The sequence below is a fragment of the Microbulbifer sp. ABE4_465 genome (genome assembly GCF_056160765.1).
Genome location: NZ_JBSWXV010000005.1, coordinates 162,602 through 178,500, shown reverse-complemented (window position 1 = coordinate 178,500; position 15,899 = coordinate 162,602). Strand labels below are relative to the sequence as shown.

Sequence of the window (15,899 nt, the reverse complement as noted above, 5' to 3'; positions counted from 1 at the left end):
ATATAATTAATGTTGCTGTTGCCTTAGAATACGGGTATTCAGCGTCAGCGGTTTGAAGCTCCGCTGTCAGAAAAAAGCCCGAATACCGTGATACTCAGTGCAGTATGAGTTCAGAGGTCGGGGTCAGATGTAGGGATAAAGGACTACTATGAGCAACAAGTTCACATTTGTCATCAAGCGCATTGATTTCAACGAGAACTATCACCCTTTGGAAAATTCTCGGATCACTACCAACTTCGCCAATCTGGCCCGTGGGGAGCGTCGACAGGAGAATCTGCGCAATGCTTTGCGAATGATTGACAACCGCTTCAATGCCCTGGCGCACTGGGATAACCCGAATGCGGATCGCTATTCCGTGGTACTCGAAATCATTTCCGTGGACATCGATGTACAAGGTAATGGAGAGACTTTTCCGACGATAGAGGTTCTGAAAACGAATATTATCGATCGCAAAGCTGGTAGGCGCATTGAAGGTATCGTGGGCAATAATTTTTCGTCTTACGTGCGGGACTATGATTTCAGCATATTACTGTCGGAGCATAATAAGGGAAAGCAGCAATTCAGCCTCCCGGAAAACTATGGTGATCTTCACGGAAAAATATTCAAGTCTTTCCTGGGCTCCAATGCCTATAAAGAAAGTTTTAAAAAGCCACCGGTAATCTGTCTGAGTGTCTCAAGTAGTAAGACATACTATCGCACAGAAAATAAGCACCCGGTGCTGGGTGTCGAGTACAGGAACGACGAGTATTCATTAACGGATGAATACTTCGCGAAGATGGGGTTGCGGGTTCGTTATTTTATGCCTCCGGGTAGTGTTGCTCCCCTGGCGTTTTATTTCGCTGGTGATTTGCTGGAGGATTATTCAAACCTTGAGCTTGCGAGCACCATCAGCACCATGGAAACGTTTCAGAAAATTTATCGGCCGGAAATATATAACGCGAATTCAGCCGCTGGGAAAATCTTTCGGCCCAGCCTGAAGCATACCGATTATTCTTTGACCCAGGTTCAGTACGACCGGGAAGAGCGTAATCAATTGGCGTTAAAGCAGGGGAAGTTCACCGAAGAGCGGTTTATAAAACCGTATAAACGTATCCTCGATCAGTGGGCAGCTAATTACGCTGTTTGATCAACCAGAAAATAAGATTTTTACTATGCAAAAATTATTGCCGACCTCTACCGCGGGCAGCCTGCCCAAGCCGTCATGGCTGGCCGAGCCGGAAAAACTCTGGTCCCCCTGGAAGCTGGAGACTGCTCAGTTGACGGAGGGCAAGCGGGATGCACTCTGCCTCGCGCTGCAGGAACAGCAACAGGCGGGTATTGATATTGTCAGCGACGGCGAGCAGACCCGGCAACATTTTGTAACCACCTTTGTTGAGCATCTCACCGGTGTCGATTTTGACAAGCGTGAGACTGTGCGAATTCGCGATCGGTACGATGCCAGTGTACCGACGGTTGTCGGAGCAGTGTCCCGACCAAAGCCGGTTTTTGTGGAGGACGCCAGATTTTTGCGACAGAAAACAAGCAAGCCAATCAAGTGGGCCCTTCCTGGTCCGATGACGATGATCGATACGTTGTTCGACAACCACTATAAGAGCCGTGAAAAGCTCGCCTGGGAGTTTGCCAAGATTCTCAATCAGGAGGCCCGGGAGCTTGAGGCGGCGGGTGTCGATATCATTCAGTTTGATGAGCCTGCGTTCAATGTGTTTTTTGACGAGGTGAACGACTGGGGAATCGCCACCCTGGAAAAGGCCATCGAAGGGCTTCGCTGTGAGACCGCGGTGCATATCTGCTACGGCTACGGGATCAAAGCGAATACGGACTGGAAAAAGACGCTGGGCTCAGAATGGCGACAGTACGAAGAGACCTTCCCCAAGCTGCAAACGTCCAGTATCGACCTGATCTCTCTGGAGTGCCATAACGCCCGGGTGCCTATCGAACTGTTGCAGCTGGTGCGAGGTAAAAAGGTGATGGTGGGCGCTATTGATGTGGCGACCAATGACATCGAGACTCCGGAAGAGGTGGCCAATACCCTGCGTGAAGCCCTGCAGTTTGTAGATGCGGACAAGCTTTACCCGTGTACGAACTGTGGCATGGCGCCGTTGTCCCGTAGTGTTGCCAAGGGCAAGTTAAACGCATTGAGTGCCGGTGCCGAGATTGTCCGGGGAGAGCTGTCGCGCTAGCGCTGTTCCGGCAGTGCTCTCGATCGGGCGCTCTCGATTCTGAGCCCCCGATCTAGAGCCTGTCCCGGCGCTCACTGTTGTATCCAGATTCAGGACGGATTATGTCACTACCCAAGACGGCCATCGAGCCGCTGCACTTTCGTCAGGCCCTCGGACACTATGCCTCCGGAATCACCGTGATTACGTCGCAGGCTGGTGAGGAGCCTGTAGGGTTCACCTGTCAGTCATTCTATAGCGTATCGATGCACCCACCACTGGTTTCGTTCAGCGTGATGGCAAGCTCATACAGCTATCCCAAGATCCGCAGGGCAGGGCGCTTTGCGGTGAATATACTTTCTGGCGCGCAGGTGTCCGTGTCCAATCAATTTGCCCGGCAGGGGGCAGATAAATGGCATGGAATCGACTGGCAGCGATCGTCCCTGGGTAACCCGGTGATTGCGGGTTGCCTGCATTGGCTCGATTGCGAAATACACGCCGAACACGCCGCCGGCGACCATGTCATTGTTATTGGTGAAGTGAAGGCCCTGCAGTCACCCGCCGATATCCCCGAGCAACCGCTGCTGTATTTCAGGGGACAGTACCGCAACCTCGCGGCCAATGTCCCGGCGTAAGCGGTGAGAGATGGAGGTTTGTGGGGCTTAGCGCCTGTGCCCAAATGGCGCGGACAGCGCCCGCAGGTTCTCCAGTAGCTTCTCGGCCCGGGCGATATTGGCTTGCAGCTCGACATTTTCCGGGACGAGGGCTTGTGCCTTGCGCCATACCGCCAGTGCCTGCTCAATTTCGCCCTGGCTGTACAGTTCGTTGCCGGTTTTCAGCGCAGACGCTACGCGGGCACTTTTCTGGGCGTTGAACTGCGCCTGCAGCGGTGTCAGTTGTGGGTGTCGCGGTGCTTTTTTCTGGAACTGGTTTAAATGCTGCTGTGCGCGGATCAGGTCGCCACTGGCCAGCGCCTGCTGCAATTCCGCAATGGGTAGCGGGTCCATTTTTTTGCGCGGTGGTTTTGCGCGGCGCGGCTGCGCCGGTCGCAGCCGCTTTTCCACGCTGTTCAGATCCCGCTGGATCGCATCTCGTAATGCCGTGTTCTCAGCCAGCTGCAGGTCGCTCCCCAGAAGGCCCTGGGCCACGGTCAGCGCGCGCCGCGCCAGCTGGTCGTCGGTGCGTTGTTCTCGCTGTAATGCCCGCTGAGCGTATTCCAGCAGCGATTTCGCGGATGCGTTACGTTTGCGGTGAAAGTTTTTTAGCTCCAGCCAGTTCATGACACCTGGCCCCTGCAACTGCTCCAGGCGCTGGTACGCTTGCGCGTCTTTTAACAGTTGCTCTCCGCGGTGAATGGCCAGCTCCATACGCACCCGGTCTTCATGCAGGTGACGACGGGTCTGCAGTTGCTGCAGGGCACTGTTGAGCGTAGGGCTGTCTGGCAGCAGATCGAGTGCGCCGTTGAGTAGCTCGCTGGCACTGTGCCAGTCATTCTGCGCCTCCAATTCTGTCGCCGTATGCACGGCGTCCCGTGCAAACGCCTTCAAAGCTTCGTCGAGCTGGGTGGTCTGCTGCTGTTGTGCGGGGGAGGGGTGAGGTTGCTTCTGCAGCTGTTTCAAAGCTGTAGACTGCTGGCGAACCTGTGCGACTTGTTGATGCGAAAAACCCGGTAGTGACGGTGAGGTAACGGGCAGCAGGCTGCAGCCCGGCAGGAGCGGTAGCAGCAACAGGCCGGTCAGGTACCACGCGGGCGCGTGCCGGCGATCAGGCATGATCGACAGCTCTCCGCACTGGTGATTGCGTGTGATGTTGCAGTATCTGTTGCAGGTTGCTTTCCAGCGTCTTGCGGGCGTCAGTGCGGATATCGTGTACAGAATAGGCCTGTACCGGAAGAGATTTGCCGCGTATTGAGAGAGCCTGCTCTCTGCGGGCAACGATGCGTGGTTGCAAAATATTGAAGAGTTGCTCCCGAATAATGATCTGGTCCGGCGCTGCCTCACAACACAGGCGGGAGGCAAGATTGACGGCGTCGCCGACCACGGTATATTCCATGCGCTCATCCGAGCCAAGGTTCCCCGCCAGCATGGCTCCACAGTTGATACCGATACGGAACTGTACTTCCGGGCGCCCTTCGGCACGTCGCTGCTGGTTCAGCCGCGCCGCCATCTGCTGAATCAGAACGCCACAGCTCACCGCGTTGAAGGCGTGGTCCGTATCATCTTCCAGCACCCCGAATACCAGCATTGCGCAGTCGCCAATAAATTTGTCGACGACGCCGCCATAGAGTGCGCAGGCGCGGGAAATATATGAGAAGTACTCGTTGAGCAGTTCAGATACCTGGCAGGGCTCCAGCTCTTCCGACATGGCGGTAAAGCCGGTGATATCCGCAAACAGGACCGTGGCTTCGATGGGGCGATCCACCAGCCGCACTTCATCCAGGTTGGCGAGCACCTTGTCTGCAACACTTTTCGATACGTAGCGGGAAAATACCTGCTCAACCTGAGACTTTTTCAGCAGCCCGGCGGCCATATTGTTGAAGCCTTCGAACAGGTAGCCAATTTCGTCGTTGCGCTGTTGGTGAATTCGGGTTGCCAGATCGCCGCGGCCGATGGCCTCGGTGGCCTCCATCAGGCGATGAATCGGCAGTGACAGGCGGCGGCTGAGCCAGTAGGCCAGAAGGGAGGCCAGCAGGATCATGGCCAGGGTGGCGTAGATCACCGCGGTGCGGGCCTCGCTGGCGGCACGATCCATCAGCGAGGCCGACAGCGTGACCACCACTGAGCCAACCCGTACATCCTGATACATCGCCGGTGCTACAAAGCTGATGACCCGCTCGGGAGCTGCGGCCGGGTCGCGGTGAAACCACGGGTGCGCACCGCCTTTGGGGGAGGCCAGTGCGGAGGACGCAAGCGCGGGTTGAATACCGGAGGTGGACAGCAGTTCGCCGCTGTGGGCGTAAATACTGGCGCCGAGCACTTTCGCTTCCTCACCCAGATTGGCAGTGAGCAGGCTCAGGCTGAGACTGTTCTCCGAAAGAATGGGTTCGCTGGCCTGACTCGCCAGCTGGGCCGCCATGGCGTTGCCAAAATCATGCAACTGGGTGCGAATCAGGTGATTCTGTTTGTCACTGATCAGCAGGCCGAGGGTCGTCATGCCCAGCACCAGCAATAATGTCATGGCCAGTGCCAGCTTGAATGCGATGGGGACGTGACGGGGCCGCAGACGCGCCAGGCGCACTCGTAGACCGGCAATCACGCGCTTCATTGTCGATCTGTTTTCGGTGGTCATAGATAGCCGGTCAGGGGACGCATGAGATGCGCTCAGGATTATTCGTTATGTGTACCGGGGAGCCTCTGAACCTGTCCGTGTTGTCTGGCGTGACCGGAAGGCAGCAGGCAGAACGCGGTGGTCGCTGCCCCGAACCGGGAAATTATAGCAAATTTCTGGCCGATTTATGACCAGTGTCGCACGAAGACACCGGGGAATTTCAGGGGGCCGCAAGGGGTAAATCCGGACAGCGGATTCACCTCCGGATTGGCCGGTTTGAGGATTTATGTGTCGTGAATCGATTCAATTCTCGCAATCCATGCCATCGCCGTCGACGGAGATGGTGGTGCCCGCTTTTCCGGCGATGATGTGTTGCAAGTCCCCCAGCGCGCCGATGGCGGCGCGCTTGCCGGTGTTCTCGGCAAACTGACACGCTGCCTTGACCTTCGGTCCCATGGAGCCCGCTGCGAAGGGAATGTCGGCAAGGGATGCCGGTGTGGCGCGGCGGATTTCCCGCTGGGTGGCCTCGCCCCAATCCAGGTAAACCGCGGGGGCGTCGGTCAGCATGACGAACAGGTCTGCGTCCAGCTCCCGGGCCAGCAGTTCGGAGCAGAAATCCTTGTCGATGACCGCTTCCACCCCCACCAGCTTGCGTTCTGTTCCCCGGGTTTCATACAGGGTGGGAATGCCGCCGCCCCCGGCGCAGATTACGATGGTATCCCGCTCCAGAAGCCATTTGACCGGTCGTATTTCGAAAATGCGCTTGGGCAGGGGTGACGGCACCACTCGGCGCCATTTGTCCCCGTCCTGTTTGAACACCCAGCCTTTGTCCGCCTGCAGCTGATCGGCTTCCTGTCTGTCGTAGACGGGCCCGACAAATTTGGTGGGGTTCTCGAAGCCGGGGTCTTGCGGGTCCACTTCCACCATCGTGAGCAGGGTGGCGAAGGGGACTTCCTGCGGCAGCAGGTTGCCCAGCTCCTGCTCAATCATATAGCCGATGCCGCCCTCGGTTTCCGCACCCAGCACGTCGAGTGGGTAGGCCTCGTCCGGCTTGTAGGCGGCGCCCTGCAATGCCAGCAGGCCCACCTGCGGACCATTGCCGTGGCTGATCACCAGTTGGTGTTCGCGGGCGATGGGGGCCAGTGCCTGGGCGGCAAGGTGCACATTGGCACGCTGCACTTCTGCGGTCATGGGTTCGCCACGTTTGAGCAGGGCGTTGCCGCCCAGAGCCACTACAACACGCATGGCATCAGTCTCCCAGAGTCGCCACCATCAACGCCTTGATGGTGTGCATGCGGTTTTCAGCCTGTTCAAAGGCCACGTTGGCTTCGGACTCGAATACATCGTTGGTGACTTCAAGGCCGTTGTCGATACCGTGCTCTTCGGCAATCTGTTTTCCCACGGTGGTTTCAGTATCGTGGAAGGCGGGCAGGCAGTGCATGAAGCGGACATGCGGGTTGCCGCTCGCCGACATCAGTTCTCGGTTGACCTGGTAGGGCATCAGTAATTTGATGCGCTCCTTCCAGACTTCTTTCGCCTCGCCCATGGAGACCCAGACATCGGTGTGGATGAAGTCCACGTCTTGCACCGCGGCTTTCGCGTCTTCGGTAATCGTGAGTTTGGCTCCGTACTTTTCTGCCAGCTCTTCGGCAATGTTGCGGTAGCTCTGATCTGGCCACAGGGGTTTCGGGCCACAGATGCGTACATCCATTCCCATCAGGCAACCCACCAGCATCAGCGAATGGCCCATGTTGGAGCGGGTGTCGCCCACATAAGCGTACTTGATCTGGTGCACCGGTTTGTCACAGTGCTCTCGCATGGTCATCACATCGGCGAGCATCTGGGTGGGGTGATATTCATTGGTGAGGCCGTTGTACACCGGGACACCGGCGTATTTGGCCAGGGTTTCCACACCGGTTTGCGCGGAGCCGCGATACTCGATGGCGTCGAACATCCGGCCGAGAACCCGGGCGGTGTCCTTGAAGGATTCTTTGTGGCCGATCTGCGAGCCCGCAGGATCGAGGTAGGTGACCGTCGCGCCCTGATCACTGCAGGCCACTTCGAAGGCGCAGCGGGTGCGGGTGGAGGTTTTCTCGAAAATCAGGCAGACCGCCTTGCCCTCCAGGTGCTTCTGTTCGGTGCGGGCGTATTTGGCGCGCTTGAGGTCACGTGCCAGATCCAGCAGAAATTTGAATTCCCGCTGGGTGAAATCCTGAACGGTGAGCAGGGAGCGATTGCGTAAATTGAAACTCATGCCGGGTCTCTCCTGTGGAACGCTGGGGCTTGAGGGGCGAGGGGTTGCGGGAGGAGAACGCTGCCATATCAGTCAGCAGGGTCCCGCGCAATCGGGCAGGTCATGCAGTGGCCGCCGCCGCGACCGCGGCCGAGCTCCGATCCGCGAATGGTGATCACTTCAATACCGGCCTTGCGCAGCAGGGTATTGGTATAGACATTGCGGTCGTAGGCGATCACAACACCGGGTTCCAGGGCCACCACGTTGTTGCCGTCGTCCCACTGTTCCCGCTCGGCGGCGTAGACATTGCCCCCGGTCTCCACCACTCGCAGTTTTTTGATACCGAGGGCCTTGCTCACCACATCGAGCAGCGACGCTTCTTCGGTGCGCACTTCGTAGTGCCCCTTTTTGTCGCCGCGGTGAATGCTGTAACAGCGGATCTGATCGACAACTTCCCGGAACACGGTTACCGCGTCGCGGTCGAGAAAACTGAACACGGTATCCAGGTGCATGGCGGCGCGGCTTTTGGGCATCTGGCAGGCGATCACCCGGTCCGCGGCACCAGCGGCAAACAGCGCCTGCGCGGTCTGCAGTACGGCCTGCCGGGTGGTGCGCTCACCCATGCCAATCAGCACAATGCCCTGGCCAATGGGCATGACATCGCCGCCCTCCATGGAGGCACCGGTAAAGTCGGTGTCGGAATCTCCCCACCAGATATTGAAGTCACCGCCGGCAAAGCGCGGATGAAATTTATAGACCGCCCGCTGCAACAGGGTTTCCGGCTTGCGCGCGGGCCAGTACATGGGGTTGACCGTGACCCCGTTATAAATCCAGCAGGAGGGGTCGCGCTGGAACAGGGAGTTGGGCACCGGAGGCAGGATAAACTCTTCCGCCCCGAAGGCGTCGATCATCCGCTTCTTGTCCTGATTTTCCGGCAGTTCCGAAATGGCGATGCCGCCGATCAGGTGCTCCGCCAGTTGCTTGCTGGACATTTCGTTGAGCCAGGGGCGGATCAGTTCGGCGGTATAGGGACCGACACTGTTTGCGGTGACCCGCCGATCAAGTACAAATTTGCGCCCGTCGGGCACGTCCATGGTCTGGGCGAGCATATCGTGCAGCTCCAGTACCTCGGTGCCCCGTTCCTGCATTTTCAGCACAAAATCGTAGTGGTCTTTCTGCGCCTCGTGCACCCAGATTACATCGTCAAACAGCAGGTCGTGACAGTTGCCCGGGGTCAGCCGCTGGTGGGCCAGGCCGGGGCGGCAAACCATTACGGTATGTAATTTGCCGACTTCTGAATGAACACCGAATTTTGTCATAGTGGAGTCTCCGGATTGCGGAACAGCGACTGCCAGTCAACAGGGATATATAAAACCTTAGTTCAGTTTTCCCGAACGGTAGAATATCCCGACACGAGACACGAAATATTCACAGCGCGCCCAGGCTGAGCACGGCGCAGATCATGATCACCAGAATCAGCAGCAGGGGACCCATAAATTTCAGCCAGCGGTCGTAGCCCACACGGCCGATGGCAAGGCCTCCCATAACCACGGCGAACGTCGGGTTGATCAGGTTTACCAACCCGTTGGCGGACTGAAAGGCGGTGACCACCAGATGTCGGCTCACCTCGGCAAATTCTGCCAGTGGTGCCATGATGGGCATCGACAGCACCGCGAGCCCCGAAGAGGAGGGCACGAAGAACGACAGCAGTACCTCGATCCAGAACATTACGTTGATAAACGCCACTGAGGGCAGGTCGCCCACAGCCTGTTCGGCCCAGTAGAGCAGCGTATCGGTGATTTTGCCCTTATCCATGATGACCACTACGCCCCGCGCCACACCGATAATCAGTGCCACGCCCAGCAGGTCGCGGGCGCCATCGAGAAAGGTGTTCACCAGATTTTTCTCACCCAGGCGGGCGATGATGCCGATCAGTATGGCGGCGCCGAGAAACAGGGCGGACATCTGCCCCATCCACCAGCCTGCGGAGGACACGCCCCAGATCATGACCGCGAAGGTCAGCGCGAAAATGACCAGAATGATTTTGCGGGTGGTTGTAAACTCGATGGCTTCGAGGCTCGATTTTCCGCCGAGAAAATGCTGGCGGTTTTCTTCCCGCATATCGGCGACCAGAGAGGTTTCCGGGTTGGCCTTTACCCGTTTGGCGTAACGCATCACATAGAAGACGCAGGCGAGCCAGCCGAGCACCAGAATGACCACCCGCAGCCAGATTCCCTGGGTAAAGGGAATTTGCGCGGCGTTGGAGGCGATGACCGTGGCAAATGGATTGACGGTGGAACCGAGAGTACCGATACCGGCGCCCAGCATAATCATCGCCACGGCAGTGACCGCATCGTAACCGGCGGCGATCATTACCGGAATAATCAAGCCGTAAAATGCCAGGGACTCTTCCGCCATCCCGTAGGTCGAGCCACCCAGTGCGAACAGCGCCATCATAAACGGGATCATCCAGATCTCTCGCCCCTTGAGCGCCTGCATGGTGCGGCTCATGCCCGCATCAATGGCGCCGGTGCGGGTGACCACACCGAGAAAGCCGCCGATCATCAGAACGAAGAGTGCCACGTCAATGGCGCGGGCCTCGTTGGTGTCTGTGTCGTACATGCCGTCGACCGGCGCCATCAGCATGGAAATCAGCAGTCGCTGCGGATCGGACTCTACCTCGTGATAGGTGCCGGGCACCGGAACTTCTTCCCCCAGTTCTGGATTCATTTCCCGAGTGTATTCACCCGCCGGAATAATCCAGGTCAACGCGGCCACAAAAATGATCAAACCAAAGAGGATGGTGAACGCAGTGGGGAAGCTGAAGCGCTTTTCCTGTGTCTCGGGGCTTGGTGATGGGGGTTGGTCGGATTCATTGCCGGTGTTCACGTATGACTCCTCGCGCGGCGATAGTTGCTGTGTTGCTGAAGCACGGATCGCCTATCCACACGCTCTAGGGTGGCCCCGACCCGGATGCTTTCAGTATGGGTCACTATCTGGCGCCTGCAATCTAAGCTTTGGTAGTACCCGGTAGTTGCGCGCGGCGTGTGGGGTGGGAACAATTCTCTGATGGATGGGTGAGTAAAGATGAGCGATGAATCAGGTGTGTCGAATCCGCCGGTAAAAACACCGTCGCTGCTGGATGCGCTTGTGCCCGTAGTGGCCCTGCTGTGCCTGTTGAGTCTTTCCTATTACCTGTTTCGCGACGATGCGTCCTACGGCCCCAACCAGATTGCCCTGCTGTTCTGTGCGCTGATTGCCATGGCGGTAGCGTTCAAGAATGGGATGTCTATAGATGGTATCCGCCAGGCGGTAGTCGGTGGTATTTCGACCGGATTGGCGGCCATTCTGATATTGCTGGCGGTGGGTGCCCTGATTGGCGCCTGGGCCATGTCTGGAACCATTTCCACCATGGTGTACTACGGGTTGAAAGTACTCAGTCCCAGTTATTTTTATGCCACGGCCGCCATCATCTGTGGGATTGTGGGCTTTACCGTAGGCAGCTCCTGGACAGTGGCGGGCACTATTGGCATCGGCATGATGGGCATCGCTCACAGTATGCAGCTGTCGCCGGCCATTACTGCCGGGGCGGTGATTTCCGGCGCCTACTTTGGTGATAAGGCATCCCCCCTGTCGGATACGGCCAACCTGGCCAGTGCCGCGGCGGGAGCAAATCTGTTCGATCATATCCGCGAGTCCCTGTGGACCTCGGTTCCCTCGCTGATGCTTGCGGTGGGGCTGTTCGCCCTGCTGGGTGAACCCGGGAATTTCGATGCCAGTCCGGTACTCGCAACCATGCGTGCCCACGCCACCGTATCTCTGTGGACGCTGTTACCCCTGGCGGTTGTGGTGGTGTTGGCGCTGTTGCGTTTCCCGCCTTTTGTAACGATCTTTATCGGTGCGCTGGTAGGGGGTGGCCAGGCGGTAATCACCGCGCCGGACAGTGTGCTGGCGCTGGCGGGCGACAGTGATATCCCCACCGCACTGGCCTACGTAAAAGGTGTCTGGGCCGCCATTGCCACCGGGTTTACCGCGGACAGTGGCAATGCGCGCGTCGATGAACTGCTGTCCCGGGGCGGCATGGCAAGTATGCTGAACACGGTGTGGTTGATCATCACCGCACTCGCGTTCGGGGCGGTGGTTGAGCACGCGGGGCTGTTGCAGCGTCTTGTGGGGCCGCTCATTGCCAGGGCGCGCTCGGCCGGCGCACTGGTGTCCTCTGTGGTGGCCACGAGTTTCGGAACCAATGTGCTCGCGTCGGATCAATACATTGCCATCGTTCTGCCGGCACGGCTTTTCCGTCCGACGTTTGAGAAGCGCGGTTATGCGCCGGTCATGCTATCGCGGGTGGTGGGGGATTCCGCCACGGTTACTTCGCCACTGATACCCTGGAACAGCTGTGGTGCCTATATGGCCGCTGCCCTCGGCAGCTCGACCATTGCATTTGCGCCTTTCTGTTTCTTCAACCTGTTAAACCCGCTGTTGACCGTACTCTTTTCATTTATCGGTTTCCGCGTGCTTCGTGCAAGCCGGGGGTAGTCCGGTGCCTGCCGCCGGCCCGATGAAGTAGGTGAAATACCCCGCCCGGGCTGGTAGCATTCCGCGGCACTGGAGTGCGAACAGATTCTCGATTCCACCATCAGTCTCAAGAAAGTCTCCACGTTTCTGGCTGCAACCGTCCGTGCGCGATGCAAGGCCAAGCTTTGATGCTTTATCTTGTTTTTGATAATAAGTATCATTTGCGAAAATTGAACTTCAGGAGTGACCATGCAATCTCAACAACAAGTGCGGGCTGGCCGCGGAAAAGGGCTGGTACTTGGCCTGCTCTCCATGCTGGCTGCCGTATATGCTTCAGCCAACGGTGAAATCGGCGACCACGTAAATGACCTGAAAGGACATCTGGGGCAGTACTCGGAAGAGGTAAGCTGGCTGGTCGGAAAATATGACGGCGTAGTCGATACATACGAAGCGAAGGGGCAGAAGGCAGTAGAGACCCAGCAGCTGATCGACTTCTGGGAAGAGGTGGATTTCCACTCCGCGATCGAAACCAACTATGTACCTGTTTACGCGAATATCTGGCAGGGCATTTATGGTATCAAGCAGGCCATTGAAGCGGGTAAGCCGGTAGCCGAAGTGCGCGCCGAGCAGGACAAGCTGAACAGTGCTTTCTGGCAGGCGTTGGGGGCGGTGAAACTAGCGTCTCAGTTCCAGGAAAAGGGCTTGCTGGCCAAAATCCAGACCACGGAATCCGAGCCTACCACCATGCCGGAGACGCTGGACGATATTAAGCATCGCCTGGATCGCGTCGTGGCCAAATACGCCGAGAAGCTGCCAGAAGCCGCGACCACCATCGTTCACGATACCTACCTGCACCGTTTCGAAGGGGTAGAAGGTGCGTTGATCGAGCAGGATGCTGCACTGGTGGAAGATCTGGAGAAAGACTTCAATGTGACTCTGCCGCAGGCGCTGAACGGTAAATCCAGCGTCGATGACGTACGCAAGGTCGTGGAGTCCATGCAGGTTAAAATCGACCGCGCCAAGGCGCTGCTGGTTGCCGCCGAGAAAAAGCGCAAGGACGTTTTCTAACTGCCCCATGTGCGTTTACCCAAGGGCATACACGAGGAAGCCGCGGTCGAGCGGCTTCTGGCCCCGTCCCATCGAATCGAATAAGGACCATCCGTGCAGCGCAGAGCTTTTTTACGTAGTGCCTGTTTAAATAGTTTTGCCGTGGCTGGAGCCATGGGATGCCTGCCATTTTCCGCGCTGGCTGCGGATGCGAAAAAAACGGCCCTGTCTGTGGACCAGTTGCCTCCGCTGGAGGGGGATCTCACCCTCTACCTGGGGCGCGGCGAAGGCGGGCTTTATGAAAATGTTCTCGACGCGATCCGCAAGCGCAACCCTAAATTTAATTTGCAAATCCGCCGCGGTGTTACCGCTGCTCTGGCCAATACGATTGTTGCCGAGTCCAAGGCCGGGGTGCGACGGGCGGATGTTTTCTGGGCGGTGGATTCCGGAGCGATCGGCCTGGTCGCCGATGCGGGGCTTGCGCGGGCTCTGCCGGCAGACCTCACCGGTCAATTGAAGCCGGGTTTCCAATATCCGCAATGGGCGCCGGTCACAGGCCGTATCCGCACATTGCCCTATAACACCGAACGGGTGACGCCCGATCGTATTCCCGACAGTGTCATGGCATTGCCGGACAGTGACCTGTCCATTGGATGGGCGCCTGCTTATGCGTCTTTTCAATCCTTTGTGACCGCAATGCGCTTGCTGGAAGGTGAAAAGGTAACTGCCGATTGGCTTAAGGGCATTAGCCAGCGGGCCAAAAGCTACGCGGGTGAGCTGGGTGTTGTTATGGGGGTGGAGCGCGGTGAAGTGGATATCGGCTTTGCCAACCACTATTACACCTTGCGCCTGAAAAGTGGCAAGCCGGATGCAAACGTGGATCTGGCATTTACCAACAATGATGCGGGCTGCCTGGTGAATGCGTCGGGTATTCTGGCGTTGAGTGAGGGGGATCTGCCGATCAACTTTATTCGCTACCTGCTGACTCAGGAAGTGCAGTCTTATCTGGCTCGCGAGGCCTATGAAATCCCCCTGGTAAATGGTGTACAGCCGCCACAAGGGCTGCCTGCCCTCAATACCATTTCTCCGCCCAAGGTGGATCTCACCCAGTTGGCGGATTTGCGTCCCACTCTCAACCTGATGCGCCGAATCGGGGTGTTATGACCCGCTGGCCCAGTTCCTATCCGCTGGCAGCGCTGATCGCGCTGCTGGCCATTCTGCCTATTGGTGTATTGGTCGATCTGGCCGCCGACGAGGCGGCACTGTTCGATGCGCATAACCTGCGTGTGCTTTCCAACACACTTTTGCTGATGGCATTTACTGTGCTCGGTTCGGTGCTGATTGGCGTACCACTGGCACTGGTCACCGCCTATGCGCAGTTTCCCTGGCGGCGGTTGTGGCTGGTGATGCTGGCTGCGCCGCTGGCGATTCCCAGTTATATCGGTGCTTTTACCATTTACGCTGCGTTTGGCCGCGGGGGTGAAATCCACAGTCTGTTGGGGATACCGCTGCCGGCGATGGACGGATTGCTCGGTGCTTCACTGGTCATGATCCTGTATTCCTACCCGTTTGTGATGTTGACGACGCGCGCATCACTTTTGAGCCTGGATGCGAGCCTGGTGAATGCGGCGCGTACTCTTGGTATGTCGCTCGGAATGAGCCTGTGGAAGGTGGTATTGCCGCGTGTTGCCACGGGGATAGCCGCCGGTGGGCTGCTGGTGGCTCTGTATACGCTTTCAGATTTCGGTACTCCGGCGATCATGCGCCTGGATACCTTCACCCGGGTGATTTTCGTCGAGTACAACGCGTTTGGCCTGAGTCAGGCGGCGATGCTTTCCCTGCAGTTACTGGTGATTGTTGGACTGGTGCTATTCCTCGAATCGCGGGTACGCGGCAGCCGCGAGAAACCGGGGCGGCACCTGACACTGTGGCCCAACCGTGCTCAGCGGCTGCTTATTGGGCTGATGGTCTCGCCGGTGATCCTGCTGGCGGTGGTGCTGCCTCTAGCCATTTTTGCCGTCTGGTTGGCCCGTGAGGGCAGTGGCGGATTCGATCTGCGTTACGCCTGGAATTCTGCGCACGCGTCCTTTCTTGCGGCGCTTCTGGCTGTGGTACTGGCTGTTCCCGTGGCCCACGCGGCGATTGCTGGCCGGGCTGGTCGTGTTATGGAGCGGGTGACCTACTTCGGCTTTGGCGTGCCGGGCATCGTCATGGGGACCGCACTGGTTTACGTCGGCCTCAAGCTGCCGTTCCTGTATCAGACCCTGGGATTGCTGGTGTTGTGTTATGTGCTGCGCTTTTTGCCGCTGGCGGTAGGTTCCGTGCGTTCTACCGCGGAAGGGCTGGATTCCAGCCTGGTAAAAGCCGCCCGCGTATTGGGGGCGAGCCCGCGGGAGGCGTTTCAGCGGGTGACGCTGCCGCTGACCATGCGCGGCATGATTGCCGGTGCGGCACTCGTTTTTCTCGAGGCCATGCGCGAACTGCCCGCCACGCTGATGCTGGGCCCCACCGGATTTGAAACGCTGGCAACCTACTTGTGGCGAGTGTACGAAGCGGGGTATTTTGGCCGCGCGGCCATTCCCGGGTTGTTGCTGGTATTGATGTCGGCCCTGGGGCTGGCATTGATGTTGTCCGGGGAGCGCCGGGCCGAACTTGAAGTTTCAGGAAAATAACTGCGG

General features: G+C 58.0%; 13 protein-coding genes. 7 read left to right on the top strand and 6 right to left on the bottom strand.

The window, feature by feature from the left end:
- Positions 1 to 148 precede the first annotated feature (148 nt).
- The 3 genes from ACXAG1_RS10710 to ACXAG1_RS10700 all read left to right on the top strand — a co-directional run bounded on the left by ACXAG1_RS10710 (position 149) and on the right by ACXAG1_RS10700 (position 2,791).
- Positions 149 to 1,126 (top strand): DUF1852 domain-containing protein, encoded by a 978-nt coding sequence (locus ACXAG1_RS10710; protein WP_475119702.1) that lies wholly within the window; start codon positions 149 to 151, stop codon positions 1,124 to 1,126.
- 25 nt (positions 1,127 to 1,151) lie between these two features.
- Positions 1,152 to 2,180: a methionine synthase gene (locus ACXAG1_RS10705; RefSeq protein WP_475119701.1), complete on the top strand. Its 1,029-nt coding sequence runs from the start codon at positions 1,152 to 1,154 to the stop codon at positions 2,178 to 2,180.
- Positions 2,181 to 2,281: 101 nt separating this feature from the next.
- Positions 2,282 to 2,791, top strand: a complete 510-nt coding sequence (locus ACXAG1_RS10700; RefSeq protein WP_475119700.1) for a flavin reductase family protein — start codon at positions 2,282 to 2,284, stop codon at positions 2,789 to 2,791.
- A 27-nt stretch (positions 2,792 to 2,818) separates the two neighbouring features.
- Here ACXAG1_RS10700 and ACXAG1_RS10695 read toward each other — a convergent pair whose 3' ends face one another.
- The 6 genes from ACXAG1_RS10695 to ACXAG1_RS10670 all read right to left on the bottom strand — a co-directional run bounded on the left by ACXAG1_RS10695 (position 2,819) and on the right by ACXAG1_RS10670 (position 10,545).
- The gene (locus tag ACXAG1_RS10695; RefSeq protein WP_475119699.1) at positions 2,819 to 3,928 is read right to left on the bottom strand and encodes a tetratricopeptide repeat protein; all 1,110 of its coding nucleotides are present in this window, start codon (positions 3,926 to 3,928) and stop codon (positions 2,819 to 2,821) included.
- Positions 3,921 to 5,420 (bottom strand): adenylate/guanylate cyclase domain-containing protein, encoded by a 1,500-nt coding sequence (locus ACXAG1_RS10690; protein WP_475092521.1) that lies wholly within the window; start codon positions 5,418 to 5,420, stop codon positions 3,921 to 3,923. Before ACXAG1_RS10690 ends, ACXAG1_RS10695 begins: the two co-directional genes overlap by 8 nt.
- 306 nt (positions 5,421 to 5,726) lie before the next feature.
- Positions 5,727 to 6,668 (bottom strand): carbamate kinase, encoded by a 942-nt coding sequence (arcC, locus tag ACXAG1_RS10685; protein ID WP_475119698.1) that lies wholly within the window; start codon positions 6,666 to 6,668, stop codon positions 5,727 to 5,729.
- Between the two features lie 4 nt (positions 6,669 to 6,672).
- A complete protein-coding gene (locus tag ACXAG1_RS10680) occupies positions 6,673 to 7,677 on the bottom strand; it encodes an ornithine carbamoyltransferase (protein WP_475119697.1) in 1,005 nt (334 codons plus the stop codon).
- A gap of 68 nt (positions 7,678 to 7,745) precedes the next feature.
- Positions 7,746 to 8,975, bottom strand: a complete 1,230-nt coding sequence (gene arcA / locus ACXAG1_RS10675) for an arginine deiminase (RefSeq protein ID WP_475092524.1) — start codon at positions 8,973 to 8,975, stop codon at positions 7,746 to 7,748.
- 109 nt (positions 8,976 to 9,084) lie between these two features.
- Positions 9,085 to 10,545, bottom strand: coding sequence for a YfcC family protein (locus tag ACXAG1_RS10670; protein ID WP_231757734.1), 1,461 nt, complete (start codon positions 10,543 to 10,545; stop codon positions 9,085 to 9,087).
- Positions 10,546 to 10,743: 198 nt separating this feature from the next.
- On the opposite strand from ACXAG1_RS10670, the gene nhaC reads away from it, so the two are divergent.
- The 4 genes from nhaC (at position 10,744) to ACXAG1_RS10650 (ending at position 15,893) form a co-directional block, all read left to right on the top strand.
- Positions 10,744 to 12,195, top strand: coding sequence for a Na+/H+ antiporter NhaC (nhaC, locus tag ACXAG1_RS10665; RefSeq protein ID WP_475119696.1), 1,452 nt, complete (start codon positions 10,744 to 10,746; stop codon positions 12,193 to 12,195).
- A 228-nt stretch (positions 12,196 to 12,423) separates the two neighbouring features.
- Positions 12,424 to 13,242 (top strand): hypothetical protein, encoded by an 819-nt coding sequence (locus ACXAG1_RS10660; protein ID WP_475092526.1) that lies wholly within the window; start codon positions 12,424 to 12,426, stop codon positions 13,240 to 13,242.
- A 141-nt stretch (positions 13,243 to 13,383) separates the two neighbouring features.
- Entirely contained in the window at positions 13,384 to 14,385 is a 1,002-nt protein-coding gene (locus ACXAG1_RS10655) for a type 2 periplasmic-binding domain-containing protein (RefSeq protein ID WP_475119695.1), read from the top strand.
- A complete protein-coding gene (locus ACXAG1_RS10650) occupies positions 14,382 to 15,893 on the top strand; it encodes an ABC transporter permease (RefSeq protein ID WP_475119694.1) in 1,512 nt (503 codons plus the stop codon). Before ACXAG1_RS10655 ends, ACXAG1_RS10650 begins: the two co-directional genes overlap by 4 nt.
- The last annotated feature ends 6 nt before the right edge of the window (positions 15,894 to 15,899 follow it).

What these genes read in the sequence shown, in the direction of transcription:
- arcC (WP_475119698.1), bottom strand. Translation starts at nt 6,668, where the DNA reads ATGCGTGTTGTAGTGGCTCTGGGCGGCAACGCCCTGCTCAAACGTGGC.
- arcA (WP_475092524.1), bottom strand. Translation starts at nt 8,975, where the DNA reads ATGACAAAATTCGGTGTTCATTCAGAAGTCGGCAAATTACATACCGTA.
- ACXAG1_RS10710 (WP_475119702.1), top strand. Translation starts at nt 149, where the DNA reads ATGAGCAACAAGTTCACATTTGTCATCAAGCGCATTGATTTCAACGAG.
- ACXAG1_RS10680 (WP_475119697.1), bottom strand. Translation starts at nt 7,677, where the DNA reads ATGAGTTTCAATTTACGCAATCGCTCCCTGCTCACCGTTCAGGATTTC.
- ACXAG1_RS10700 (WP_475119700.1), top strand. Translation starts at nt 2,282, where the DNA reads ATGTCACTACCCAAGACGGCCATCGAGCCGCTGCACTTTCGTCAGGCC.
- ACXAG1_RS10690 (WP_475092521.1), bottom strand. Translation starts at nt 5,420, where the DNA reads ATGAAGCGCGTGATTGCCGGTCTACGAGTGCGCCTGGCGCGTCTGCGG.
- ACXAG1_RS10695 (WP_475119699.1), bottom strand. Translation starts at nt 3,928, where the DNA reads ATGCCTGATCGCCGGCACGCGCCCGCGTGGTACCTGACCGGCCTGTTG.
- ACXAG1_RS10660 (WP_475092526.1), top strand. Translation starts at nt 12,424, where the DNA reads ATGCAATCTCAACAACAAGTGCGGGCTGGCCGCGGAAAAGGGCTGGTA.
- nhaC (WP_475119696.1), top strand. Translation starts at nt 10,744, where the DNA reads ATGAGCGATGAATCAGGTGTGTCGAATCCGCCGGTAAAAACACCGTCG.
- ACXAG1_RS10650 (WP_475119694.1), top strand. Translation starts at nt 14,382, where the DNA reads ATGACCCGCTGGCCCAGTTCCTATCCGCTGGCAGCGCTGATCGCGCTG.
- ACXAG1_RS10705 (WP_475119701.1), top strand. Translation starts at nt 1,152, where the DNA reads ATGCAAAAATTATTGCCGACCTCTACCGCGGGCAGCCTGCCCAAGCCG.